Origin of the sequence: Streptomyces sp. NPDC006655 (assembly GCF_040703965.1) — a bacterium.
GTDB lineage: Bacteria > Actinomycetota > Actinomycetes > Streptomycetales > Streptomycetaceae > Streptomyces.
This window is the reverse complement of the sequence record NZ_JBEYJU010000018.1, coordinates 72,964-97,056: the sequence shown is the minus strand read 5'-3', so window position 1 is coordinate 97,056 and position 24,093 is coordinate 72,964. Positions and strand designations below refer to the sequence as shown.

The following is a 24,093-nucleotide window of genomic DNA, read 5'->3' as shown; positions in this document are numbered from 1 at the left end:
TCAGTGGCACAGCTCACGTTGCCGCAGCTGGAGCGGCATCTTTATGCCGCCGCGGACATTCTGCGCGGGAAGATGGACGCCGCGCAGTACCAGGACTACATCTTCGGGCTGCTGTTTCTGAAGAGGGCGTCCGACCAGTTTGATGTGGCGCGAGCTGCCAAGATCAAGCAGTTGGTGGCGGAGGGGCGGACCGAGGAGCAGGCTACGCGTCTGGCCGAGGCCCGCGCGGCGTACAAGGCGCACGAGTTCTACGTTCCTCACGTCTCGCGTTGGTCAACGATCGCGGCGAAGGAGTCCCGCACTGACCCCGCGAACGCGCTGAATGTGGCCCTTGCTGAACTGGAGGCCACAAACCACCAGGCCCTCGACGGAGTCCTGTCGTACATCAGCTTCACCGAGGCCCGAAGCGGCAATACCCGCCTGACCAAGCCAGTCATCCAGCAGCTGATCGACCACTTCAGCCAGTACCGGCTCAGCAACGACGACTTTGAGTTCCCGGACCTGCTTGGGCACGCCTACGAGTATCTGATCGGGGAGTTCGCTGACGAGGGTGGCAAGAAGGGCGGCCAGTTCTACACGCCTCGATCCGTCATCCGCATGATGAACCAGTTGGTCAAGCCGCAGGCTGGCATGTCCGTCTACGACCCGTGCTGCGGCTCGGCGGGCATGCTGATCCTCGCCAAGGAGTATGTCCAGGAGCACGGCGGTGACGAGTCCCACTTGTCGGTGTACGGGCAGGAGGACAATGGCAGCGCCTGGGCGATGGCCCGTATGAACCTGCTCATGCACGGTGTGGCTGACGGCGTCATCCATCACGGGGACACGCTCGCCGAACCGAAGCATGCGGTGGATGGTCGCCTCCAGCGGTTCGACAGGGTCCTCACGAACCCCCCCTTCGCGCAGAACTACCGCAGGGAGGGGATGCGGTTCCCTGAGCGGATGTCCTACGGCTGGACGCCCGAGTCGGGTAAGAAGGCCGACCTGATGTTCGTCCAGCACGTGCTGGCCGTGCTGGAGACCGACGGCATCGCCGCGTGTGTCATGCCGCACGGCGTGCTTTTCCGGGGCGGCGAGGAGGAGAGGATCCGGCAGCGGATCGTGGACGCCGGCCGTCTGGAGGCCGTCATCGGTATCGGCCCTAACGTCTTCTACGGCACCGGAATCCCGGCGTGCATCCTGGTGCTGCGCGGCCGGGACGGCACACCGGAGGGCCGGCGTGACGGAGTGCTGTTCATCAACGCCGACCGGGAGATGACCGCGGGTCGAACTCAGAACCTTCTAGAGGCGCAGCACGCCGAGAAGATCGTCTCCGCGTACGAGGCGTGGAAGACCATCCCCGGTTTCGCCCGTGTCGTCCCCTTCGAGGAACTAGCCGACAACGGCTACAACCTCAACATCCGGCGGTACGTCGACAACACACCAGCGCCGGAACCACAGGACGTACGGGCGCACCTATACGGGGGCGTGCCGAGGAGCGAGATCAAAGAGCGGGCGGAGCTGTTCGCGGCCTTCGGGATCGACGCGGAGGGCTCGCTTTTTCAAAAGCGGGCAGGAGACGCCGACTACGTTGACTTCCTGGAAGAAGGGTACGAGGCGACGGCGGCGCGGATTCCGGGGCTTGCGGAGGAACGGGAGAGGATCCTCGCCGAGGCGTTCGACGAGTGGTGGGAGGAGCACCAGGCGCGACTCGTGGAGTTGCCGATGCGGAAACAGCGGGCGAAGGCCCGTGAGGAGCTGCTCACTACCTTCACCGAAGCTCTGGAGCCGGCCGGGGTTTTGGACAGGCATCAGTTGGCGGGCACAGTCGCAGCATGGTGGTTCGACACCCGTAACGACGTGAGCGTACTGATGGAGAAGGGCTTCAAGGGTTTGGTGGACGGCTGGGTCCGCAGCATCGAGTCCGCTTTCGAGGAGCCTCCGGGTAAGGCTGACGCGAAGACAAAGGCCCGGGCGCGGGCCGCCGCACGCAAGGCTCGGGAACACCGGCTGGTCCCGGAGCTGATTCCTGAGTATGTGGAACGGCTGGAGACGGCTGAGGCGCTGGTTGCCAAACTCGACGCCGAGGTGAAGGCGGGGTCGCCGCCGAAGAAGTCTCCGAAGGCAGGGGGCGATGGCGACGCGGAGGACGAGGAGCAAGAGCTGGACCTGTCCAACGTGCTTTCCGCTAAGGAACTTGCCGCGCTGAAGAAGAAGTTGAAGGACGCGAAGCTCGAACTCGCCGAGATCAAGGCGTCGTTTGTCAGTGAGCTGAGGCGGGCGGCGGGGGCACTGACGGGTGACCAAGCGCGGGAGGTCGTCCTCGGATTCCTGCGGGCTGATCTGCGAGCGCGCATGGACAGATTCGTCGCCGTGGACCGGCGGGCGCTGGTGGCTGTGTTCCGCACGTGGGGGGAGAAGTACGCGGTGACGCTTGAGCAGTTGGAGGAGGAACGGGAGGCTTCAGCTCGGCGGCTTAAGGGGTACCTGAAGGAGCTGGGGTATGCGTGAAGGATGGAGGCGGGTCGCGCTTGGTGACGTGACGCGAGAGGAGAGCGTTCGGGTGGGTGATCTCGCCGACCGTGCCGTCGTTCTTTCGTCAACGAAGTACCACGGTCTTGTCCGATCGGACGAGTACTTCAAAAACCGGCAGATCTACAGCGACGACATCTCCGGCTACAAACTGGTACGCAGAGGATGGTTTGCGTACGCGACGAATCACCTGGCCGAAGGCTCCATCGGGCTGCAAAAGCTGGTCGACATGGGGTGCGTCAGTCCTGTGTACACGGTCTTCTCATGCGGCCCTGAAGTAGACGTCGACTTCATGTACCGCGTTCTAAAAAGCGACGAGATGGTCAATGTCTACGGCGCTCATGACCAGGCGTCGGTGGACCGGCGAGGGGCGGTGCGATACGGCGATTTCCAAAAGATCGAGGTCATGCTTCCGCCGCTGGCGGAGCAGCGGAAGATCGCGGAAATTCTTGACGAGGTCGATTCGCGGATCAAGGCTCTGAGCGCGGAGACGGCGAAGCTTCGAGTCACTGGCAATGCACTGCTGGAGGCGGCATTGGCTGATGCGCTGCGTCCTCTTCGAGAGACTGAGGTCTCCAGACTGGATCGAAGGGTCGGGGAGGAGGCCGGGGGATTCCGTATCACCACTGTCGGATCCTTGCTTGAGTCGATTGAGGCTGGACACAGCCCAGACCTAGAAGACAAGCCGGCAGGCGAGGGACAGTGGGGCGTCCTCAAGGTCAGCGCAGTCGGACGTGAAGGATTTCGACCGCGCGAGAACAAGCGAGTTGATGATCCATCGCTGATCGATTCGTCAACCGAGGTACGGCCTGGGGACTTGCTGATGACCCGCGCGAACACGCCTGAACTTGTGGGCACGGCGTGCGTAGTTGAGCGGGTACGTTCTGGCCTGATGCTGAGTGACAAAACGCTCCGACTCGTTATGTGCGATGCAGGCGACCCGGGATTTCTGGCGTTGCTTCTACGGCAACCTGAATTGCGAAAGCAGATCGAGATTGCCGCCACAGGAACGAGTAATAGCATGAAGAACATTAGCCAGGAGTCGATCAGGAACCTGGTTGTCCCATGGCCGTCAAAGGCCTTGCAGGCTGATGTGCTGAGCAAGTCAGCTGCGGTGAGTGAGGAACGCGGCAGACGGCATACGGAGATCGGCAAGCTGGGGTTGTTGAAGAAGTCCCTCATGACCGACCTTCTGAGCGGCGACACCCGAGTCGGAGTGTAACCCCCTTGCGTTCCCAAGCCCACGTTCCCTAATCATCAAAGGAGACCGCACCACCGATGTCCGGCCCCGAGTACAAGTACGTAGAGGCCCCCCTCATCGCCCAGCTCACGCACCCCACCATGGGCTGGCGGCACGTCGTCGGGATCAAGGGCGCGGAGTTGCAGGAGCCGGGGGCGGATGAGCCGTACGTTCGGCCGAACACGGATGAGGCCATCCTCAGCGGCATCCTCAGGCGCAAGCTAGAACAGCTCAACAAGACCCCAGATGGAGCCAGTTGGGTGGACGATGCCCGGGCTGCTGTAGCTATCTCGAGGCTCGCCAGAGGCGGGGAGGTCGGCGGGGGGCTCGTCGCTGCGAATGAGGCGGCCACGCAGGCGTTGACCGAAGGTGCCGAGGTCGAAGGGGTACCGGGGTGGGACGGAGGCCGGGCGCGCAAGGTGCGGTTCATCGACTGGGAGACGCCGGACAACAATGACTTCCTCGTCGTCTCCCAGTTCCCCATGACGGTTCCCGGTGCCCGGAACGAGGACGGCAGCCCGAAGCGGATCGTTGCCGACCTCGTGCTGTTCGTGAACGGCATCCCTCTTGTCGTCGTCGAGTGCAAGAAGCTGAAGGCGGGGGACGGGGACCTTTTCAAAGCGGTCGGGCAGTTGCGACGGTACGCCAACCAACACCGTGAGTCCGCTGTCCCGGAGGGGAGTGAACAGCTCTTCCGTACTGTGCAGTTGACCGTGGCGACCACAGGGGACACCGCCCTGCTCGGGACATTCACAGCACGGCGCCAGGACTACGTGGTGTGGAAGGACTGTTACCCGCTTGACCCGAAAAAGATCGCCAAGACCGAGTACCAGGAGGACGACGCTTTCGCCTCCGCCCAGAAGGTGCTCGCTGCCGGGGCCCTGCACCCGCACAGACTGCTCGACATAGTCCGCAACTTCGTCGTCTTCAAGGATGTCGAGGTTGCCCGGGGGGTGACCCGGCGTGTCAAGATTGGGCCGCGCTATCAGCAGTATCGGGCCGTCCATAAGGCGGTTGAGCGGCTACTCAAGGGTGAGACAAAGGCCGTACACGGCAAGGACGACAAACGCGGCGGCATCATCTGGCACACCCAAGGATCGGGAAAGTCGCTGACCATGGTCTTTCTGGTGCGGAAGCTGCGCTCCACCCCCGGGCTCGGGCACTTCAAGGTGGTCGTCGTGACCGACCGCCGGCAGTTGCAGAAGCAGTTGTCGGAGACGGCGCTGCTTGCGGGGGAGAAGCCGGACATCATCACCCGTGCCTCTGACGTGCCGAAGACGCTTGGGCTGGAGAACGCCGGTCTGGTCTTCGTCATGATCCAGAAGCAGCGGGACGCGGAGAAGGCTAGGCAGAACACGGCCGACTCGATCACCCATGACAAAACCCCAGGCTGGGGTCTGATAAACGATCGGGACGGCATCCTCATCCTCGTCGATGAAGCGCACCGCTCGCACAGTTCGGCACTCCATCAGAACTTGGTCGACTCTCTCCCGAACGCCGCTCGCATCGGCTTTACCGGCACTCCGATCCTCATGAACGAGCGGAAACTGACCGCCACCACCTTCGGTGAGTTCATCGACATCTACCGACTGAAGGACGCCGAGGACGACGAGGCCATCGTCCCCATCTATTACGAGGGACACATCGCCAAGGGTGTGGTGGCCGACGGCGAAGACCTCGACGAGGCGGTCCGGGAAGAGTTCGAGTACCTCAGCGACGAGCAGTACGACGAGATCGCGAAGCGGTACGCGAAGGCGTCGGCCGTACTCGGTGCCGACGACATGATCCGCCGCAAGGCCCGACATATGCTACGCCACTACGTGGAAGGCGCCTTCAAGGACGGCTTCAAGGCGCAGGTCGTCGCCCACTCGCGCGGCATCGCCGTACGGTACCGGGAGGCCCTTGACGACGCGCGGAACGAACTGGTTGCCGAGGTCGAGAAGGCCGCCAAGTCACCGGCCCGCGTGCTTGAAAAGGCTCAGGACACCCCGCCGGAGGATCGCACACCCCGGCAGAGACTGATGGTTGCCGCGTACCGCAAGCTGGCCCTGCTCAAGGTGATCGACTTCGTGCCGGTGATCTCCCCTGGAGAGGGAGATGACCCGGAGTGGGCTGCCTGGTCCGACGGCGGGGCGCATGAGAAGGCGATCGAGGCGTTCCTCGCGCCGTTCCCCGACCCGGCCGACCTCACTCCGGACTCCCGGCCCGTCGCCGTCCTCATCGTCCGTACCATGCTTCTCACCGGCTTCGACGCCCCGATCGAACAGGTCATGTACCTGGATCGGCGGATGCGTGAGGCGGAACTCCTCCAGGCCGTCGCGCGCGTCAATCGCACCTACGGCGAGACGAAGAAGGCCGGGTACGTCGTCGACTATGCGGGCGTCGCCAAGGCTCTCAGGGAGGCCATGGAGAGGTACGCCGAGGACGAGGCGGAGGGCAAGCCGCTTGACTTCGGGCCGCTGGAGAAGCTGCTGGAAAGCCAGTATCACGCTGTACGGCACCACCTGGGCCTCAACGACGGCGACAAACTGGTCGACTCAAAGGACACGGCCGCCGTCCATCGGCTCGTGGACACGTTGGAGGACGAGGAACGGCGGATTGACTACCGCAAACTACTGCGAAAGTTCCTGCACACCCTTGACATCCTCATGCCCCGCCCGGTCACGCGCCGTTACCAGGCGGCGGCCAGGTTGTTCACGTTTGTCGCCCAGGCCGCTGCCCAGCGCTTCAGCGAGGCGGACGACGGCTTCGACCCCCGGGCCTACGGCGAACGCGTCGCCGAACTGATCGACGAGCACGTCCGGTCCCTGGGCGTGGAACGGACGATAAAGCCGACCCGCCTCACCTCCGGCGAGTTCGGCGCGGTTGTCGGCCGGATGCCGGGCGACCGTGCCAAGGCGTCCGCGATGCACCACGCCCTTCTCCACCACATCGACCTGCACCTCGGTGAGAACCCTGTCGCCTATGACAAGCTGCGCCGCAGCTTGGAGAGGGTGCTGGAGGATCACGCCGACAACTGGGCGAAGCAGGTCGAGGCCTTCGACGGACTTACCCAGGAGGCCCGAGACATCGCCGAGGGCCGGGACGCCGGACTGCCCGAGGATGTGCGCGTCCTCACCCGGGCTGAACAGGCCGTCTACCAGCAGCTCACCACGGTCCTCACGGACGGCGTCATCGCCGACGGAGTTAGGGCGAAGCTGGTCGGTTTGGCCCGGGAGGTTAGGACGATCGCGGTGCGCCACAGTGTCCGTAAGGATCTTTTCCACAACCCGGCCGCCATGCACGATCTCCAGAGCGACATCTGGATGGCCCTCGCCGTCAGTGAACTTACCAGCGCGTTCGCCGACAGCCTCGCCCCGGCGGTGCGGGAGATCATCCAACATAACAGGAGAGACCTGTAGCTTTTCAGCTATGCACGTCCCCTCGCACCACAGCCGCGACTGCCATGCGTGACACCCCGGCCGAGCACTCGGAACCGCTCCACGTCGGCGGCCTCGTCGTCGTGGTCTGTCCCGTCCCTGGGCGCCGGAGCGTCCGGGTGACGGTCGACCGCGACGCCCGGATCGTCGCGGCTGTACCGCCAGACGCGGACCGTACGAAGCTGGAGAAACTGCTCCGAGGCAGGCTGCCCTGGTTGTACGAGAAGGCCGGCGCGCGGACCGAACAGGCTGCGAAGCGTCCCAACCGTACCTTCGCCAACGGCGACGGCTTCCATTACCTGGGGCGCAGCCACCGACTGCGGATCGTGGCCGAGGCACCTCGCCCAGTGGCCCTGACGAACGGCTGGTTCCAGCTGCGAGAGGACCGCAGGGCAGCTGGTACGGCCGCTGCCGATCTAGTCGCCTGGTACATCGAGCGGGGGCAGCAGCGGCTGCCCGCCCGTGTGGCCCACTGGGCCGCGATCTTGGCCGCCCCGCCCGCCGACCTCGTCGTCCGTCCCCTTGGCTACCGCTGGGGCTCCTGCTCGCATCGGGACTCGGACCGCGGGATCGTCAACATCCACTGGGCAGTGATGCAGCTTCCCGTCCCGCTCGTCGACTACGTGATTGTCCACGAGCTGTCCCATTTGCGAGAGCCTCACCACTCCCCGGCCTTCTGGCGTTTGGTCACCCGTGCCCTGCCCGACTACGGTACCCGCCGAGCCGCTGTGGACGAGTGGGGGGCGTCGGTGTGGCTCCCGGAGTAAGGGCATCAGGCCGCTTGTCGAGGGTGACTTCGCACCAGACCGTCTTCGTGTAGGGGTCTCCACATGTCGTCCCCCAGCGGGTGGCCAGTGCCTCGACGAGGAGAAGACCGCGCCCTGATTCCACCTCCGGTGGGGGCGGTTGGACTGGGTCTACGGTCGGCGGGCGACGGTCGATGCGGGGGTCCGTGAGTTCGATACGGAGTGTGGCATTTTCTGGATACAGGGTGAGCCGCAGGCGGAAGTCTCGGCCCCGCACCCGGCCGTGCTGTACCGCATTCGTGGCGAGTTCGGCCACGAGCAGCGCGGCCGTCCGGTTTCCCTCAGTGTCGTACGGCCAGCCCCAGCCGTCGATCTGCCCAGCGGCCAGATGACGCGCGAGGCGGGCGCCTCTCGGTGTGGTCGAGAGCTGGATGCTGAAGTTCTCTGTGAGGCTGGTGCTTTGACTGAGGTCGGGACGGGCGGCGGTCGGGTGGGCAATGTCGTCGTTCATGTCACTCAGCGTGGCCATCTGTGACTACCGTGAACAGTGACGTCGGGGGTACGCGGCGTCGCTGTCCGGGTCGCTGTCCGGGGCTGTCCGGGCGGTGATGCGTGACACCGTACGCCGGTGCGGAGTTGGGAACGGGCGGTACAAGGAGGTGTCGACAGCGTGGGCGCGACGGAGCAGGGAGCGCGAGGCAGTGACGGGACGGAGGCGTACGGTGGTGACGATGAGGAAGCGGCGGCCGCACTGCGGACGATCGGACGGGTCATCAAGAAATCCCGGGAGCGGAGGGGGCTGACTCAGGCTGAGTTGGCGGCGGCAATCGGCTACAGCGAGGAGCAGGTGTCCTCGGTGGAACGGGGGCGGCGGGCGCCGAGCGAGCAGTTCCTGGAGGCGGCCGACCATGCACTCGACGCGGGTGGGGTGATCGTTGGGCTGAAGGAGGACGTCGAGGAGGCTCGGTATCCGAAGAAGGTCCGGGATCTGGCCAAGCTGGAGGCGGAGGCCGTCGAGATCTGCGCCTACGACAACTCCGTCGTCAACGGGCTCCTACAGACGGAGGAGTACCAGCTGGCCGTGTTCGGCTCGCGGCGGCCTGCGTTCACTGAATGTGAGGTAGAACGCTTGGTCACTGCTCGGCTCGCCCGGCAGAGGATTATCGACGGAAAGCAGACGACTCCGGCGTTCAACTTCGTTCATGATGAGGCTGCCTTGCGACGGCCGGTCGGAGGCAGAATGGTGTTGCGTCAGCAGCTCGAACGGCTGTTGGAGGTAGGGCAGATGCGGAACGTGGAGATCCAGGTGCTGCCCCTCGACCGCGAGGACAACGCCGGTCTCGACGGCCCCTTCCATCTGCTGAGACTGAATAAGGGCGCTACCGTGGCGCACAGCGACATTCAGCTCGTCAGCCGCTTGACCTCAGACCGAAAGGAGGTCCAGATCCTTGAGCTACGTTATGGGATCATCCGAGCACAGGCCCTCCCACCACGAGAGTCGCTGGCCTTCATTGAGAAACTGCTTGGAGAGACATGAGTCTGAAGCGCTTGGCCGGTGACGGCATCGAGTTGGAGTGGTTCAAGAGTAGCCACAGCAATCCCGACGGCGCTGCCTGCGTCGAAGTCGCCTCCACCCCTGGCATTGTCCACGTACGTGACTCGAAGCATACCCAGGGCTCCCGACTGGCCTTCGACCCGCAGGGGTGGGCTGCCTTCATCTCATATGCCGTCGACCACTGACGTACGCCTCGCCCGCTTTCATCAGCACCCCGCGCTCGTCCGTAGCGGCGCGGGGTGCGGACACCAGGATTTTGTACGACGATGAAGTCGGGCGATGACTCACAGTGCAAGCACTGCCGCGGCGCGATTGTGCTCTTGACCATGGTTCACGAGGGCTGTTCCGCTAGGAACGTCGGGGCGTCGGACTCGGGGGCCTTCGTATGAGGATCTGGCGCGGGACCGCAATCGCCGTCGTCGCCGGAGGCGGCGCTGTGATCACCCTGCTGGTCGGACTTGTCACGAACGCCGTGTCCAACGAGTCGCGTTGGCCCGGCTGGCTGGGGTGGTTACAGGAGCATCCCTGGTTCTCGTTTGTCGTGTTGGGCGTGACGATGGCGGGGCTGGCGGCCCTGCTTGCCTGGCTCTCCGAGCGGACTCCCATCCCGCCAGGGCGACCGGAGGATGGAGGGGGGCCTCCAGGAGCAGCCCAGGTGCTGCGTTCGCTGCCACGCGACACCGCAGCGTTCACCGACCGTACCGCGGAGCTGGAGCTGCTGGTGGGCTCGGTGCGGGCCTCACAGGAGCATGGCGAGGGTCTGCCCGTTCACGTGATCGACGGGATGCCGGGGGTCGGGAAGACTACTTTCGCCGTACACGCCGGCCATCTGCTCTCGGAGCGGTTCCCCGACGGGCAGCTCTTCGTGAATCTCAACGGGTACACGCCGGGGCGTACTCCCGTGCAGGCCAGCGAGGCGCTCGCCTCTCTTCTCGCGGCCGCCGGCGTGTCGACGCAGCAGATCCCTGTCGGGGACGACGTCGGAGCGGTCACGGAGGCCCGGGCCGCCATGTGGCGGAGCAGACTCGCGGACAAGAAGGCGCTGCTGATTCTCGATAACGCGGCCAGCTACCGGCAGCTGGAGCCGCTGCTCCCTGGTGGGAGCGGGTGCCTGGTGTTGGTGACCAGCCGCAGGCGACTGGTGGCGAACGAGGAGGTGGTCATGTCGGTGGACGCGCTGCCGCCGGATCACGCGGTCGGCCTCTTCGTACGGCTCAGTGGGCGGCCGGCCGATGCGCTGGACCGGGATGTGGTGGACGAGTTGGTCCGGCTGTGCGGGTGCCTGCCTCTGGGGGTGTCTCTGCTCGCGGCACGGCTGCGGCATCATCCGTCCTGGACCGCCGAGGACCTGCGCGGGCGGCTGCTGGCGGCGCGGGACCGGCTGGGAGAGCTGCAGGCTGGGGAGCGCGCCGTCACCGCGACGTTCGATCTCTCTTACCGGGACCTGGCACCGGAGCGTCAACGCTTCTTCCATCGGCTCGGCTTCTTCCTCGGCAGCGATCTCGACCCGCACGTCGGCGCGGCTCTTGGTGAGGTCTCCGCCGTGGTGGCTCGTGGGCACCTCGAAGCGCTCTACGACGACCACCTGATCGACGAGCAACCTGGGAGTCGCTACCGGCTGCACGATCTCCTGCGTGACTACGCTCGCGGTCTCGCCGCCGAGGGGGACAGCATGGACCACGTACAGGCCGTACAGCGCGTGTGCACTTACTACCTGGCCGCTCTCGCCGTCGTAAACGGGCACATCGGGCGCAGTGGTGCGGTAGTGCCGCCAGCACCGGACGGCGCCTCACGGGTAGAGACGCCGGCCATGGAGTCGCGGGCGGACGCTATGAGCTGGCTGGAGACAGAGCGGGCCAACATCCTCGCCTGTGTCCGGCAGGCAAACGGCCTTGCTCTATACGACCTCGTCGTCAGGCTCGCTGCGGCCATGGCGCCCTTCCTGCGCCAGGCCGGTCCCTGGGACCAGGCCGTCGGGCTCCACCGGACCGCCGCCGAGGCCGCCCGCCACGCCGGCGACCAGCGGGCCCGCGGCGACGCTCTCGCCGAACTCGGTGTCGTGCGCCGCTTCATGGCTGCCTACCCGCAGGCGATCGAGTCCCTCGGCGACGCCGTGACGGCGTACGAAGCGGTCGACGAACGGCGCGGCAAGGCGGACGCACTCAACCAACTGGGCATCGTCTGGTACCTGACCGCCGACAACGAGGACGCGGCCCGCGCCCAGACCGAGGCCCTTGCCCTATACCGAGAGCTGGGCTACCGGCTCGGACAGGCGAACGCACTCGCCGACCTCGGCATGACGCACCGGCAGATGAGCCGGTTCGACGCCGCCGTGGAGGCACAGAGCGAGGCCCTGACGATCTACCGAGAGCTTGGGGACCGGTACGGGGAGGCCAACTCCCTACGAGACCTGGGCGTCGTGCACTGCCTCATGGGCTCATACGACCTGGCCGCACGGCATCACCAGGAAGCGTTCAACATCTACCTGGAGCTGGACGACCGTACACACCAGGCTTACGCGCTGAACGAGCTGGGCATCGTCCGACGGCAGACCGGAGACATTGAAGGAGCGCGGACGGCACACAGCCAGGCACTGGCGCACTTCATCGAGCTCGGTGAACGGTTCGGCCAAGCGACCAGCGTCCGCCACCTTGGGGTCGTGGACCGCGTTTCCGGGGATGCGACAGAGGCGATCCGGCATCTGGAGGAGGCCTTGGACGCCTACCGCGAACTCGGCAGCCGCGGGGGTGAGGCCGCCTCGCTGAGCGAGCTGGGCGCGGCGCTCGGCGTCGTCGGTGAACGCGACGGCGCGATCGAGGCGTTCCAACGCGGTCTGGAGATCATGCGGGGCCTAGGCGACCGGTACGGCGAGACAGAGGTACTGAACCACTGGGGGATGCTGCTGCTCACCTCCGATGAACCGACAGCCGCCCGCCGGCACTTCGATCAGGCCCTCACACTCACGCAGGACATCCGCTGCCCGCTGGAGGAGGCGCGGGCGCTGGAGGGCATCGGCCGCTGCGACTGGACGGTTGACGGACCTGGTCACGGTGTGGGCTCGCTGCGAGCCGCCCTGACGGTGTACCGGCGGCTGGGCGTGAGCGCGGCCGCCGACGACCTCGAACGTTTGCTGGTGCCGCGGTCTGGCTGACACCGACCATGTGGCCGAATTCCCCGTGCCGGGTGTGTGGTTGAGGATGCTACGTTTCCGGCTGATCTGTCGCTTCAACCCCATCGCACCGTGCCGCCTCCGGCACGTACCTTACGAGGAGCGTTGAATGCCGTCACTCACGTCCGCCACCGAGCCACGCACCATTCCGTCCGTCGGCCAAGCGTCCGCAGTTCCGACGGTAGCCGGCGCCGCCGTCCTGGACCGTGTGGCCGCCCGTGTCCGGCAACGGCTGGAGGCAGAGGAGGGCGCGACGGGCCGGTTCGGCGACGGTGCTCACGCGGCTTCGCTCACCTGGCCCTGGCCGCTGTAGGCGCATTGCTCGATGACGGAACCCGAAGGCCCCGTTCCTTTCAGGACGTTCATCCTCAAGGTCGCCAACCGCTGCAACATCGACTGCGACTATTGCTTCGTCTTCAACTCCAGGGACCAGGCGGCGCGGCACCTGCCCGCCCGGATGGACCTCGCTGTGGCCCGGGCCGCAGCCCGGAGGATCGGTGAGCACGCCTCCACACACGGCCTTCGGACCATTCACGTCGTCCTGCACGGCGGAGAGCCGCTCCTCGTCGGCGTCCAGCACATGGCTGAGCTACTGGAAGTCGTTAGGGAGAGTCTGCCGAACGGGACGCGGGTACTTTTCGAGCTCCAGACCAACGGGACTCTTCTGTCCGGGGCCTGGCTGGACCTCTTCGAGCGGTACGAGGTCGCCGTGGGTGTCAGCCTCGACGGACCGCCGCATGCGAACGACCGGCACCGGCTGACCCCCACAGGGCGATCGAGCGCCGCCTCTGCCGTGCACGGCATCGCACTCCTGCGGTCGCGGCCTCACCTGTTCGCAGGGCTTCTTGCCGTCGTGGACCTGGCCAACGACCCGGTGGAGGTTCACGACTACCTGGCGGCGTTCGAACCGCCCGTGATCGACTTCGGTCTGCCGCACGCGACCCATGACGACCCGCCGCACCGCGCCGACCCTAGCGTGCCCGAGTACGGGCTTTGGCTGAGCAGGGTGTACGACGCCTGGCTCGCCCGGCCCGAGTACCGGCACAGCGTCCGGATGCTGGAGGACATCGTGGCCCTCAGCTCTGGTGTGCGCGGCTCGGTGGAGACGCTCGGCCTGGCCCCGCCGACGAGCGTCGTGCTCGAGTCCGACGGCTCCATTGAAGCGGTGGACACCCTGCGGTCGGTTGAGGAGGGCGCCTCCTGGCTCGGGCTCGACGTCCTCCGCCACTCATTCGATGAAGCTCTGTCGCATCCGAAGCTGCTGCACCGGCAGCACGGCAAGGATGCGCTTGCCGAACAGTGCCGTGCCTGCCCACTCGTGGACGTGTGCGGTGGTGGCTACCTCCCACACCGCTTCAGCGAGGCACAGGACTACCGGAATCCATCTGTCTACTGCGCGGACCTGGAGTACCTCATCCGACACGTGCAGGGCTCCTTGCGGCAGCACGGCTGGAACCCCTACGCGCGGGCTGCGGCGTCGCCGTAGGCGCGTGTGCCGTACCGCGGGGAGAGGGCCACGCGTTGGAAAGAGCGAATGCAGCAGACATCGAAGCAATCGAGGAAGGACAGGAGGCGCCGATGACCGTGACGATCCGTCCCGCGGAGAAGCGGGACGTCCCGGCCTTGGCCGAGCTGATCGAAGAGATCGAGCGGTACTACGGAGCTGCCGATACCGATATCCAGCCGATCGAGGAGCGTCGCCTCCAGGTGGAAGAAGCCCTCTTCGGTGCGCCACCACTCGCATCCGCCCTGCTCGTCGAGGACGAGGCCGGGGACATCGTGGGTCTCGCCGCTTATTCCTACCTATGGCCAGCCGCCGGCTCCTCGCACTCCCTGTTCCTGAAGGAGCTCTACGTCCGCGGCACCCTGCGCCGACAGGGCATCGGTGCCCGCCTCATGGGTGAACTCCGCTCCTTGGCCGCCGCGCGCGCCGGGTGCAGCCGGGTGGAGTGGATGGCTGACCGTGACAACCCAGGCGCACCGGCCTTCTACGAGGCACTCGGGTTCACCAAAGCCGACGGAAAGATCGTCTACCGGGTCGACTCCGGCACCGCATGAGGGTTGGGCGAGAATGCCCTCTCTGTCAAAGCCGACGACCGCCACGTCCTCGTGATGGACCGGATCGCGTGTGAGTGCGGATACATCTGGTGGTGGTTCTCTCCGCGCTCGGTCGATGGGGGGATTCCTTGCCTCGTGGAGTGGGGCCTTGCCTCGGGGGATCTGGGCTGGGAAGTGGAGGCGAAGGGTATCGAGGCGGCGGGCCGACAGTAGATTCGGCGCCGCCTTGGAGGCGCGGCTGACGCGGCGGATCCGGGGTCTATTCCGTCATGGAAAGTGCGGGGCAGGTGGCAAGCCCTTGCTCGTCCGTCTGGCACGTGCTGCTGAGGCCGGTGGTCTGGCGCGTGCTGCAGGGGCGGCCTATCCCAACTGCGATGCCTGAGCGGGGAGGTGGCGGTGTGGCATCCCCGAGCCGCAGCTACCTCCGCCATGGTGTCGCTTACATGTTCGAGTGCGGACTCGCTGACCGGGGCTGATGGGGTTAGAGTAATCGAACGCGAGTACGATGAACATATCGGGTGAATGACCGAAAAGGGGTGGAGTGGATGGAGGTGCGGCATGACGGGCTTCGCTCATCTGCACGTCGCGTCCGGTTACTCCATCCGCTACGGCGCCTCCCATCCCGAGCACCTCGCCCGGCGGGCGGCCGAACGCGGCATGCCCGCGCTCGCGCTCACCGACCGGGACACGGTCACCGGTGCTGTTCGATTCGCGCAGGCCTGTGCGAAAGAGGGGGTCCGGCCGCTCTTCGGCGTCGACCTGGCGGTGCGGGCCCTCGCGCCCCCGCCGCCCGGCCGGCGTGGCCGTACCCCGGCGCGCGGTGGCGCGCACGTGATCGAGCCGCCGCTGCGGTTCGTGCTGCTCGCGCAGAGCCGGGAGGGCTGGGCGCGGCTGTGCCGGATCACGTCGGCCGCCCACGTCGGCGCCGTGTCCGGGGTGCCGCCGGTGGTGCCGTGGGAGGCGTTGCGGGAGTACGGAGGTCCGGGTCTGGCCGTGCTGCTCGGACCGCTCTCGGAGCCGGTGAGGGCACTGTCGGTGGGCCGGGAGGACGTCGCGGTGCGGCTGCTGGAGCCCTGGAAGGAGATCTTCGGGGGTGGCGTCCAGCTGGAAGCCGTTGCGCAGAAACGTTCCGGCACCGGCCCGGGATCCCTGCGTCTGGCGGCCCGCACCCTCGCGCTGGCCGACCGCACCGGCACCACCGCCGTGCTCTCCAACGCCGTCCGCTACGCCGACCCCGACCAGCACCGCCTCGCCGACGTCCTGGACGCCGCCCGGCTGCTGCGGCCGATCGACCGGAACCGGCTGGACAGCGGGCAGCGCTGGCTCAAGGACGACAGGGCGATGGCGGCCGTCGCGAGACTGGTCGCCGAGTGCGCGGGAGCGGACCTTGGGCGGGCCCGCCGACTGGTGGCGGACACCGCCGCCACGGCGGCCGCGTGCACCGTCGACCCCCGGGCCGACCTGGGCCTGGGAGTCCACCACTTCCCGGAGGCTGCGCTCTTCGGCGCGGAGCCCGGGCCGGGCGGAGCCGCCCAACTGCTGCGCGGGCAGTGCGAGGCCGGCCTGGTCCGGCGCGGACTCGACCGGGACCGGGCGGCGCTCGACCGGCTGGACGAAGAGCTCGAGGTGATCTCCACGCTGCGCTACGACTCGTACTTCCTCGCCGTCGGCCAGGTCGTCGCCGACATCCGGGCCAGGGGCATCCGGGTCGCGGCCCGCGGCTCGGGCGCCGGCTCGATGGTCTGCCACGCGCTGGGCATCGCCACCGCCAACCCGCTCGACCACCGCCTGCTGTTCGAACGGTTTCTGAGCGTGCGCCGGGCCTCGCTGCCCGACATCGACATCGACGTGGAGTCCGCCCGCCGCCTGGAGTGCTACGACACGATCTTCGAACGGTTCGGCAAGGAACGGGTGGCGGTCACCGCGATGCCCGAGACCTACCGGGCGCGCAGGGCGCTGCGCGACACCGGCCTCGCCCTCGGCATCGCACCGGCCGATGTCGACCGCATCGCCAAGAGCTTCCCGCACCTGCGCGCCTGCGACATCACCGGCGCCCTCGCCGAACTGCCCGAACTGCGCCGGCTCGCCGCTGAGGCGCACCGGTACGGACCGCTGTGGGAGCTCGCCGAAGGCCTCGACTCGCTGGTGCACGGCATGGCCATGCACCCCTGCGGCGTGGTCATCAGCGACGCCACCCTGCTGGACCGGCTGCCGGTGCAGCCCACCCCGCAGGGCGACTACCCCATGGCCATGGCCGCCAAGGAGGAGATCGAGGACCTCGGCAACATCAAACTCGACGTCCTGGGCGTCCGCATGCAGTCCGCCATGGCCCACGCCGTCGCGGAGATCGAACGGACCACCGGGAACCGCGTCGACCTGGACGACCCCGGGCAGGTTCCGCTGGACGACGTCTTCGCGTTCAAGCTCATCCAGGAGAGCCAGACCCTGGGCCTGTTCCAGCTGGAGTCGCCCGGCCAGCAGGACCTGCTGTCCCGGTTGCAGCCCCGCGATCCGCAGGACGTCATCGCCGACATCAGCCTCTTCCGCCCCGGACCGGTCGCCGGCGGCATGCCCGAGCGCTACATCGCCGCCCGCCACGGCGGCGCACCCGCCTACGCCCACCCGGACCTCGAACCGGTCCTCGCCGACACCTACGGCGTGACCATCTGGCACGAGCAGATCATCGACACCCTGCATGTGATGACCGGCTGCGACCGGGCCCTGGCCGAGGTCGCCCGGCGCGCGCTCGGCGACCGGCACCGGCTGCCCGGCATCAGGGACTGGTTCCACCGGCAGGCGCAGGCCCGTGGTTACGGGGCGGCCGTCCGGGACGAGGTCTGGAGGACCGTCGAGGCCTTCGGCGCGTACGGCTTCTGCCGGGCCCACGCGGTCGCCTTCGCCGTACCCGCGCTGCAGAGTGCCTGGCTCAAGGCGCACCACCCGGCGTTCCTGCTGGCGGGCCTGCTCGAACACGACCCCGGGATGTGGCCCAAGCGCGTCCTCGTCTCCGACGCCCGCCGCCGTGGCGTGCCCGTACTGCCCGTCGACGTCAACGACTCGCGGGTGCAGCACACCGTGGAGAAGACCGACGGCGACCGGTGGGGGGTACGCCTCGCCCTCCGCGGGGTGCACGGCATCAGCGAGGACGAGTGCGCCCGGATCGAGGAGGGGCAGCCGTACGGATCGCTGTCGGACTTCTGGCAGCGGGCCCGGCCCAGCCGGCCGGTCGCCGAACGCCTCGCCGAGATCGGCGCCCTGGACCGGCTCCACGACGGCCGGCTCACCCGGCGCGACCTGCTGCTCCAGATCGCCGAACTCCACCGGGCCGCCCGGACCCGGTCCGCGGGCAAGGGCCAGCTGCCCTTTGACGCGGGTGCCCTCGGCGGCGTGGAGCCGAGCGGGCTCCCGGAGATGACCGGCCGCGAGGCCCTGAGCGCCGAGCTGAACACCCTCGGCATCGACGTCTCCCGGCACCTGATGGAGCACCACCACCGGCTGCTCCGCGAGATCGGCGCGACCGACGCGGCCCACCTGGCGGGCCTGCGCGCCGGTCAGCAGGTCCTCGTCGCCGGTGTGCGGGCCTCGACCCAGACCCCGCCGATCGCCAGCGGCAGACGGATCATCTTCGTCACGCTGGAGGACGGGTCCGGCCTGGTCGACCTGGCGTTCTTCGAGGACTCCCACCCGGCCTGCGCGTACACCGTCTTCCACAGCGGGCTGCTGCTGGTGCGCGGCACGGTCCAGGTGCGCGGCACCCGCCGCACCGTCGTCGGCACCATGGCCTGGGACCTGGACGAGATCGCCACCGCCCGCCGCGACAACGGCCCCGAGGCCGCGCTCGCCCTCCTCGGCCGAAGCCGCCCGCACCCGACCCCCGCCCAGCCGCGGCGCACCCTCGCCAACGGCACCACCGGCGCCCGCCTGCACCCGTACGCCGACCTCCAGCCGGCCGGCACCCGCTCGGCGGACCTGAAGAAGTTCGGCCACCGAAGCCCCGGGAGCGCGGGATGAGCGGGACGAGCGGGACCAGCGGGACGAGGCCACGGCAGCGGCACATCGCCCACCTGCACCTGCACGCGGCCCTGACCGAGGAGCAGTACGGCGACATAATCGAACTGGTGTCCGGAATCACGCCGCACGTCCAGGCCGTCCCGCCCGACGCCGTCCAGCTCGACCTGACGTCGGCGCTCCGCTACTTCGACCTGTCCCCCTACGACCTGGTCCAGACGACGATGATGAGGCTGAAGGCCCTCTACGGCATCGACAGCAGCGCCGGGCTCGCGGGCAACCGGATGCTGGCGGCGATGGCGGCCGACGCGTCCGCGCCGGGGGAGGCCACCTGGGTGCCCACCGGGCAGGCGGCCGACTGGCTGTACCCGCGACCGGTCACCGCCCTGCCCGGGATCGGCCGCACCACGGCGGAGACGTTGCGCAGATACGGACTGCACACCATCGGGCAGGTCGTCGACCTGCCCGCCGGAACCCTCCAGCGACTGCTCGGTGCGGGGCCCGCCCGGCTCCTGGCCGAACGCGCCCGTGGCCACGATCCACGCCCGGTCACCCCGGTGGAACCTGCGGCGCGGCTGGTCGCCGACCTGACGCTGGACCGGGACTGCCTCGACCCGGCGCAGCAGCACCGGGCGGTCCTGGGGCTCGCCGACCGGATCGGCCAACGCCTGCGCGCCGAACGCCAGATAGCCGGCCGGCTCACCCTCGCCGTGCGGTACGCCGACCGCAGCTCCAGCACGCGCACGCGCACCCTGCCGGAACCCACCGACCACTCACCCGATCTCGCGACGACCGCCCTGGGCCTGCTGGACTCCCTCGGGCTGCAGCGGGCGAGGGTCCGTGCCTTCGTGCTCCGGGCCGACGGACTGCTGCCGGCGGACAGTGCCTACCGTCAACTCTCCATGGATCCGGGTGACGATCGTGCCCGTGCGGCCGAAGCCGCCGCCGACCGCGCCCGCCGCCGGTTCGGCCCCCTGGCGGTACGGCCGGCCACCCTGGCTGGGGTTACTGGAAAGTTTTACTGACGCGTAACTTCACGGTTGCACTACTCGTCCGTAACTTGATGGATGAACAGCATCCTCGTGATCCGGATCACAGGGCGTAAGGCCGTCGCAACTCCCTTGAGCCGCAAGGAGATCACACGATGCTGCCCTGGAAGCGAGTGCTCAGACCCCTGACCGCGCTGCTCCTCGCCGCCTCCGTCGCCACCGTCCCCGCCGCCACCGCCCATGCGTCCAGCGCCCCCAGCACCGGTTGGAACGACTACTCGTGCCACCCGTCGGCCGCCCACCCCCGACCCGTGATCCTGGTCCACGGCACCCTCGGCAACTCCGTCGACAACTGGCTGTCCCTCGCCCCGTACCTGGAGGACCGCGGCTACTGCGTCTTCTCCCTCGACTACGGCCAACTGAACGGCGTCCCCGTCTTCTACGGCCTCGGCCCCATCGCCGCGTCGGCGCAACAGCTCTCCGCCTTCGTCGACAAGGTGCTCACCGCCACCGGCGCCGCCAAGGCCGACCTCGTCGGCCACTCCCAGGGCGGCCTGATGCCCCGCTACTACCTGAGATTCCTCGGCGGCGCCGCCAAGGTGAACGCCCTCGTCGGCCTCGCCCCCGACAACCACGGCGCCACCCTCAGCGGCCTCACCAACCTGCTGCCGTACTTCCCCGGCGCCTCGGACCTGGTCAACGCCACCACCCCCGGCCTCGCCGACCAGATCCCCGGCTCCGCCTTCCTCACCCAGCTCAACGCGGGCGGCGACACCGTCCCCGGAGTGCACTACACGGTCATCGCCACCAAGTACGACGAGGTGGCCACGCCCTGGCAGAGCCAGTACCTGAGCGGCTCCGGCGTCACCAACGTCCTGCTCCAGGACCTGTGCCCGCTGGACCTCTCAGAACACGTGGCGATCGGCCTCTTCGACCGGATCGCCTTCCACGAGGTGGCCAACGCGCTCGACCCGGCCCACGCCACCGCCACCACCTGCGCGTCGGCGCTGAGCTGAGCCGCAGCCCGGCCGCACCCCGCCGGGGCCTGTCCGACCTGAGCCGCCGGTCAGGCCCCGGAGTCGTGGGCGATCAGTAACCAGCCCTAGAAAACCGTGGAATCGCCTGCTGAGAGCGGGTGACGGAGATCCTTATGGTCGCCTTAAGGGAGTACTCAGACTCCGCTGAGGTAGTCAGCGTCCACGGCATGGTGAACGACCTCGACGGCATCGCCGTCCGCCCCGACGCGCACGGCACGGGCGCGGGACGGCGGCTGCTGGAGTGTGGACGCACGCGCACGCGCGCGTGCGCCAGGAGATCTGACCGAAGTACGGATACGAGGTCGTCGGGCGGCGCCTGGACGGACCGTACGACCGTATCCACTACCGCAAGCGGCTGGAGTGAGGGGCGTGCGGGGACCGCGCGGTCAGCCGTCCGGCCACCAGGTGCGTGCGATGTCCTTCCGCACCTCCGGGCGTCCGGCGGGGCGCTCGTCGGCCTCCTCGGGGATCCGGCGGCTGTCCGTCCTCTTCAGGGGCTTCTGCACGGTAGTGCGGCGCATGGGTGCCTCCTTCAGTGCCTACCGAGTTCCGCGTTGTCACGGAGGTAGACCCTTTTGGCGAGAGTTCCTCATCGGTGCCGGTCTGTCAGTGGTCGCTGTCACACGGATCGAGTGTCAGTGCCGGGTGTCACTCTTGGGGCATGACGAACGAGAGTGACCACACCCTTGCGGTGCGTGTCGACTGGGATGCCGAAGCCGCCCGGTTCGACGACGAGCCTGATCACGGCCTGAGGGCGCCCGAGGTGCGGGCGGCCTGGGCCGAGCGGCTGCGTACCTGGCTGCCCGGACGTCCCGTCGACGTCCTCGACCTCGGCTGCGGCACCGGCAGCCTCTCCCTCCTCGCCGCCGAGCAGGGACACCGGGTCACCGGCGTGGACAGCTCCCCGGAGATGGTGGCGCGGGCCCGCGCCAAGCTCGCCGGCCGTGACGCGGCGTTCCTGCTGGGTGACGCCGCGGCACCACCGGTGGGCGAGCGGCTCTTCGACACCGTGCTCGTACGCCATGTGCTCTGGGCGCTGCCCGACCCCGCACGGGTCCTGCGGCACTGGCGTGCGCTGCTGCGCCCCGCGGGGCGCTTCGTGCTGGTGGAGGGCGTGTGGGGGAGTGTGACCCCGGTCGGCATACCCGCCGACCGGCTCACCGCCCTCCTCGCGCCGCTGGCCGCGGACGTACGCGTGGAGCGGCTGTCGGAGGCGGCGGTGCTGTGGGGCAAGGAGGTCAGCGACGAGCGGTACGCGGTGGTGGCGACGGTGTGACGGGTCACGGTGACAGCAGGGCGGTGAAGTCCGGACCCTGGGCCAGGGCCTCCAGCGCGTCGAGCGCGGCCGCGGCCGCCGACGCGGCCGCGGGGTCCCGCTCCGCCAGCCCGCTCTCGGCGAACTCGTCCTCGTCCAGGCGGCGCACGTCCGTGCCGTCGGCGGAGCGCCACAGGTCCAGGTCGAGGTCCTCGACGACCAGCCGGCCGCCGCCGAGGGTCGCCGGCCGGGTGACGTCGCAGTACCAGCCCTTCAGCGTGCCGTCGGCGGCGCGGACCTCCTTCACCGCGTACCAGCGGTCGCGCCAGTAGAACTCGGTGAAGACGTCGCCCTGTTCGAAGCGGACGAAGCCGAAGTCGCGGGCCGTGTCACCGGCCCAGGGGGCGCGCACGGTGATCCGGGTGCCGTCGTCGTGGAGCAGCTCCGCCGGATAACGGATCTTCGTGCGGCCCGCCTTGACCAGCACGACGTCCACCACCGCCGTCGGCTCAGCCGAGTTCCCTGACATACCTGACCTCCGTCGCGCAGATGTCGTACCCGAACCACTTGTTGATCGCGAGCATCGGCCCGTTGCCGCTGTCGTTGCCCGTGAACGCCTCGGTGCAGCCGGCCGCGCGGGCCCGGTGCAGGGAGGCGTTCTTGGCGAGCTTGGCGAGGCCCCGGCCACGGAACGCCCGGGCCGTACCCGTCATGACCGTGCCGTACCGGGTGCCGCCGTCGGTGCGGGCCGCACTGAACGCCGCCGGGCGGCCGTCCACCAGGACGACCGAGGTCAGCTCCCGGCTGAACAGCGGGTGCCGCCAGGTCTCGTCCAGCCAGGCCTCGTAGTCGTCGAACTCGGTCCCGATGTCGCTCGGTTCGTCCCGCATCGTCTCCGCGTCGAGGTCGAACAGCGGGCGCGGGTCGTCGGCGAAGTCGGCGCCGGTGCGCAGTTCGACACCCGGGGGCGGGGTCCGCAGCGGGGGGAGCGCGCCGTGCGCGAGGTCCAGCCGGAGGAAGTGCGCGGAGCGGCTCCGGGTGTAGCCGCGTCGCTCGGCGAAGGCGCGGTGGGACGGGGCGTCCAGCACCCAGGCGTACGAGGTGGTCGCGCCCGCCGCCGACAGGTGTTCCTCCGTCGCACGGGCGAGGAGGGTGCCGGCGCCCCGGCCGGTGCGCTCCGGATGCACGTACACGTTGGCATAGCCCTGGCCGGGCTCCGTGCTCTCGTGGGCGAGGCCGACCTGGGCCGTACCGATGATCTCGCCGTCCTGCTCGGCGAGCAGCTGCCGGAAGCGGGCGTCCGGGTGCGTGTGCGTCAGGTCGTGCATCACGGACTCGGGGGTGAACAGCATGAAGGGAAGGGCCAGCCGCCGGACCCGGACGAAACCCTCGGCGTCGGAGCGGACCTCGGGGCGCAGGTCGCGCACGATCACTGTCATGAACCGCACGCTATGCCGGACGGGTGCGGGGCGCCTCTTGTTTTCCCGGCGGGTGCGGGAGAATCGGGCCGTGACCTTGAAGATCCGCATCGATGACAGCGCGCCGCCGTACGAGCAGGTGCGGGCGCAGATTTCCGAGCAGGCGCGGGGTGGGGTACTGCCGGTGGGGTACCGGCTGCCGACGGTGCGGGGGCTGGCCGAGTCGCTGGGGCTGGCGGTGAACACCGTGGCCAAGGCGTACCGGGCGCTGGAGACGGACGGGGTGATCGAGACCCGGGGGCGCAACGGGACGTTCGTAGCGGCGGCGGGGTCGGCGGCGCAACGCGAGGCGTCGGCCGCCGCCCAGGCCTACGCCGACCGGGCCCGGCGGCTGGGGCTGGCCGAGGCGGAGGCGCTGTCCGCGGTGCGGGACGCCCTGCGGGCGACTTACGGGCGTTAGGGGATGCCGGGTTCGGCTGAGCAGGGCTCGACACCGCCGGATCGCGCCGCGGTGGCTGAACGCCGTTGCGGCGGGAAGAAGCATGCGGCGGAAGTCCCTCTCCGCCACCCACGGGTCCCTTCCCGAGCCGCAACGGCGTTCAGCCATCGATGGAATCCGGCGGTGCCGTACCCTGCTCGGCCACCGAGGCGTGCTCCGGCGGTGCCGTACCCTGCTCGGCCACCGAGGCGT

19 protein-coding genes and 1 pseudogene are annotated in these 24,093 nt (G+C 68.4%); 16 read left to right on the top strand and 4 right to left on the bottom strand.

Annotation, left to right across the window (positions count from 1 at the left end):
* The first annotated feature begins 3 nt into the window (after window positions 1–3).
* The 4 genes from AB0958_RS13635 to AB0958_RS13620 are packed head-to-tail and all read left to right on the top strand — an operon-like array spanning window position 4 to window position 7,934.
* Complete coding sequence (locus AB0958_RS13635; protein ID WP_366890567.1) at window positions 4–2,487, top strand: class I SAM-dependent DNA methyltransferase; 2,484 nt, start codon at window positions 4–6, stop codon at window positions 2,485–2,487.
* 52 nt (window positions 2,488–2,539) lie between these two features.
* Complete coding sequence (locus tag AB0958_RS13630; protein WP_366890566.1) at window positions 2,540–3,730, top strand: restriction endonuclease subunit S; 1,191 nt, start codon at window positions 2,540–2,542, stop codon at window positions 3,728–3,730.
* 56 nt (window positions 3,731–3,786) lie between these two features.
* Entirely contained in the window at window positions 3,787–7,149 is a 3,363-nt protein-coding gene (locus tag AB0958_RS13625; protein WP_366890565.1) for an HsdR family type I site-specific deoxyribonuclease, read from the top strand.
* 44 nt (window positions 7,150–7,193) lie between these two features.
* Window positions 7,194–7,934: a SprT family zinc-dependent metalloprotease gene (locus AB0958_RS13620; protein WP_366890564.1), complete on the top strand. Its 741-nt coding sequence runs from the start codon at window positions 7,194–7,196 to the stop codon at window positions 7,932–7,934.
* On the opposite strand, the gene AB0958_RS13615 is transcribed toward AB0958_RS13620, so the two are convergent.
* Window positions 7,855–8,424: an ATP-binding protein gene (locus tag AB0958_RS13615; RefSeq protein WP_366890563.1), complete on the bottom strand. Its 570-nt coding sequence runs from the start codon at window positions 8,422–8,424 to the stop codon at window positions 7,855–7,857. The genes AB0958_RS13620 and AB0958_RS13615 overlap by 80 nt on opposite strands.
* Window positions 8,425–8,583: 159 nt before the next feature.
* Here AB0958_RS13615 and AB0958_RS13610 point away from each other — a divergent pair, with 159 nt between their 5' ends.
* The 10 genes and pseudogenes from AB0958_RS13610 to AB0958_RS13565 form a co-directional block, all read left to right on the top strand.
* The gene (locus AB0958_RS13610; RefSeq protein WP_366890562.1) at window positions 8,584–9,450 is read left to right on the top strand and encodes a helix-turn-helix transcriptional regulator; all 867 of its coding nucleotides are present in this window, start codon (window positions 8,584–8,586) and stop codon (window positions 9,448–9,450) included.
* On the top strand, window positions 9,447–9,653 hold the full coding sequence (locus AB0958_RS13605; RefSeq protein ID WP_366890561.1) for a DUF397 domain-containing protein: 207 nt from the start codon (window positions 9,447–9,449) through the stop codon (window positions 9,651–9,653). Before AB0958_RS13610 ends, AB0958_RS13605 begins: the two co-directional genes overlap by 4 nt.
* A 200-nt stretch (window positions 9,654–9,853) precedes the next feature.
* Complete coding sequence (haaT, locus tag AB0958_RS13600) at window positions 9,854–12,619, top strand: cyclophane-containing RiPP biosynthesis TPR protein HaaT (protein WP_366890560.1); 2,766 nt, start codon at window positions 9,854–9,856, stop codon at window positions 12,617–12,619.
* 127 nt (window positions 12,620–12,746) lie between these two features.
* Window positions 12,747–12,950, top strand: a complete 204-nt coding sequence (gene haaA / locus AB0958_RS13595; RefSeq protein WP_366890559.1) for a HaaA family cyclophane-containing RiPP peptide — start codon at window positions 12,747–12,749, stop codon at window positions 12,948–12,950.
* A 12-nt stretch (window positions 12,951–12,962) separates the two neighbouring features.
* The gene (locus AB0958_RS13590; RefSeq protein ID WP_366890558.1) at window positions 12,963–14,123 is read left to right on the top strand and encodes an FxsB family cyclophane-forming radical SAM/SPASM peptide maturase; all 1,161 of its coding nucleotides are present in this window, start codon (window positions 12,963–12,965) and stop codon (window positions 14,121–14,123) included.
* 92 nt (window positions 14,124–14,215) lie between these two features.
* Window positions 14,216–14,695 carry a cyclophane-containing RiPP N-acetyltransferase HaaN gene (gene haaN / locus AB0958_RS13585; RefSeq protein ID WP_366890557.1) on the top strand — a complete coding sequence of 160 codons (480 nt, stop codon included), beginning with the start codon at window positions 14,216–14,218 and terminating at the stop codon, window positions 14,693–14,695.
* Window positions 14,696–15,253: 558 nt separating this feature from the next.
* Window positions 15,254–18,706 carry a DNA polymerase III subunit alpha gene (gene dnaE, locus AB0958_RS13580; RefSeq protein ID WP_366890556.1) on the top strand — a complete coding sequence of 1,151 codons (3,453 nt, stop codon included), beginning with the start codon at window positions 15,254–15,256 and terminating at the stop codon, window positions 18,704–18,706.
* On the top strand, window positions 18,703–19,728 hold the full coding sequence (locus AB0958_RS13575) for an ImpB/MucB/SamB family protein (RefSeq protein ID WP_366890555.1): 1,026 nt from the start codon (window positions 18,703–18,705) through the stop codon (window positions 19,726–19,728). The genes dnaE and AB0958_RS13575 overlap by 4 nt, the downstream gene beginning before the upstream one ends.
* 119 nt (window positions 19,729–19,847) lie before the next feature.
* Window positions 19,848–20,708 carry an alpha/beta fold hydrolase gene (locus AB0958_RS13570; protein WP_366890554.1) on the top strand — a complete coding sequence of 287 codons (861 nt, stop codon included), beginning with the start codon at window positions 19,848–19,850 and terminating at the stop codon, window positions 20,706–20,708.
* Between the two features lie 200 nt (window positions 20,709–20,908).
* Window positions 20,909–21,093, top strand: a pseudogene (locus AB0958_RS13565) (GNAT family N-acetyltransferase); the annotation flags it as partial.
* Window positions 21,094–21,115: 22 nt separating this feature from the next.
* Here AB0958_RS13565 and AB0958_RS13560 read toward each other — a convergent pair.
* Window positions 21,116–21,250 (bottom strand): hypothetical protein, encoded by a 135-nt coding sequence (locus AB0958_RS13560; RefSeq protein ID WP_366890553.1) that lies wholly within the window; start codon window positions 21,248–21,250, stop codon window positions 21,116–21,118.
* A 140-nt stretch (window positions 21,251–21,390) separates the two neighbouring features.
* On the opposite strand from AB0958_RS13560, the gene AB0958_RS13555 reads away from it, so the two are divergent.
* Window positions 21,391–22,005: a class I SAM-dependent methyltransferase gene (locus tag AB0958_RS13555; RefSeq protein WP_366890552.1), complete on the top strand. Its 615-nt coding sequence runs from the start codon at window positions 21,391–21,393 to the stop codon at window positions 22,003–22,005.
* Window positions 22,006–22,009: 4 nt separating this feature from the next.
* On the opposite strand, the gene AB0958_RS13550 is transcribed toward AB0958_RS13555, so the two are convergent.
* Window positions 22,010–22,513, bottom strand: coding sequence for a DUF402 domain-containing protein (locus tag AB0958_RS13550; RefSeq protein ID WP_366890551.1), 504 nt, complete (start codon window positions 22,511–22,513; stop codon window positions 22,010–22,012).
* On the bottom strand, window positions 22,494–23,423 hold the full coding sequence (locus AB0958_RS13545) for a GNAT family N-acetyltransferase (RefSeq protein ID WP_366890550.1): 930 nt from the start codon (window positions 23,421–23,423) through the stop codon (window positions 22,494–22,496). Before AB0958_RS13545 ends, AB0958_RS13550 begins: the two co-directional genes overlap by 20 nt.
* A gap of 70 nt (window positions 23,424–23,493) precedes the next feature.
* Between AB0958_RS13545 and AB0958_RS13540 the strand changes: the two genes are divergently transcribed.
* Entirely contained in the window at window positions 23,494–23,862 is a 369-nt protein-coding gene (locus tag AB0958_RS13540; RefSeq protein WP_366890549.1) for a GntR family transcriptional regulator, read from the top strand.
* The last annotated feature ends 231 nt before the right edge of the window (window positions 23,863–24,093 follow it).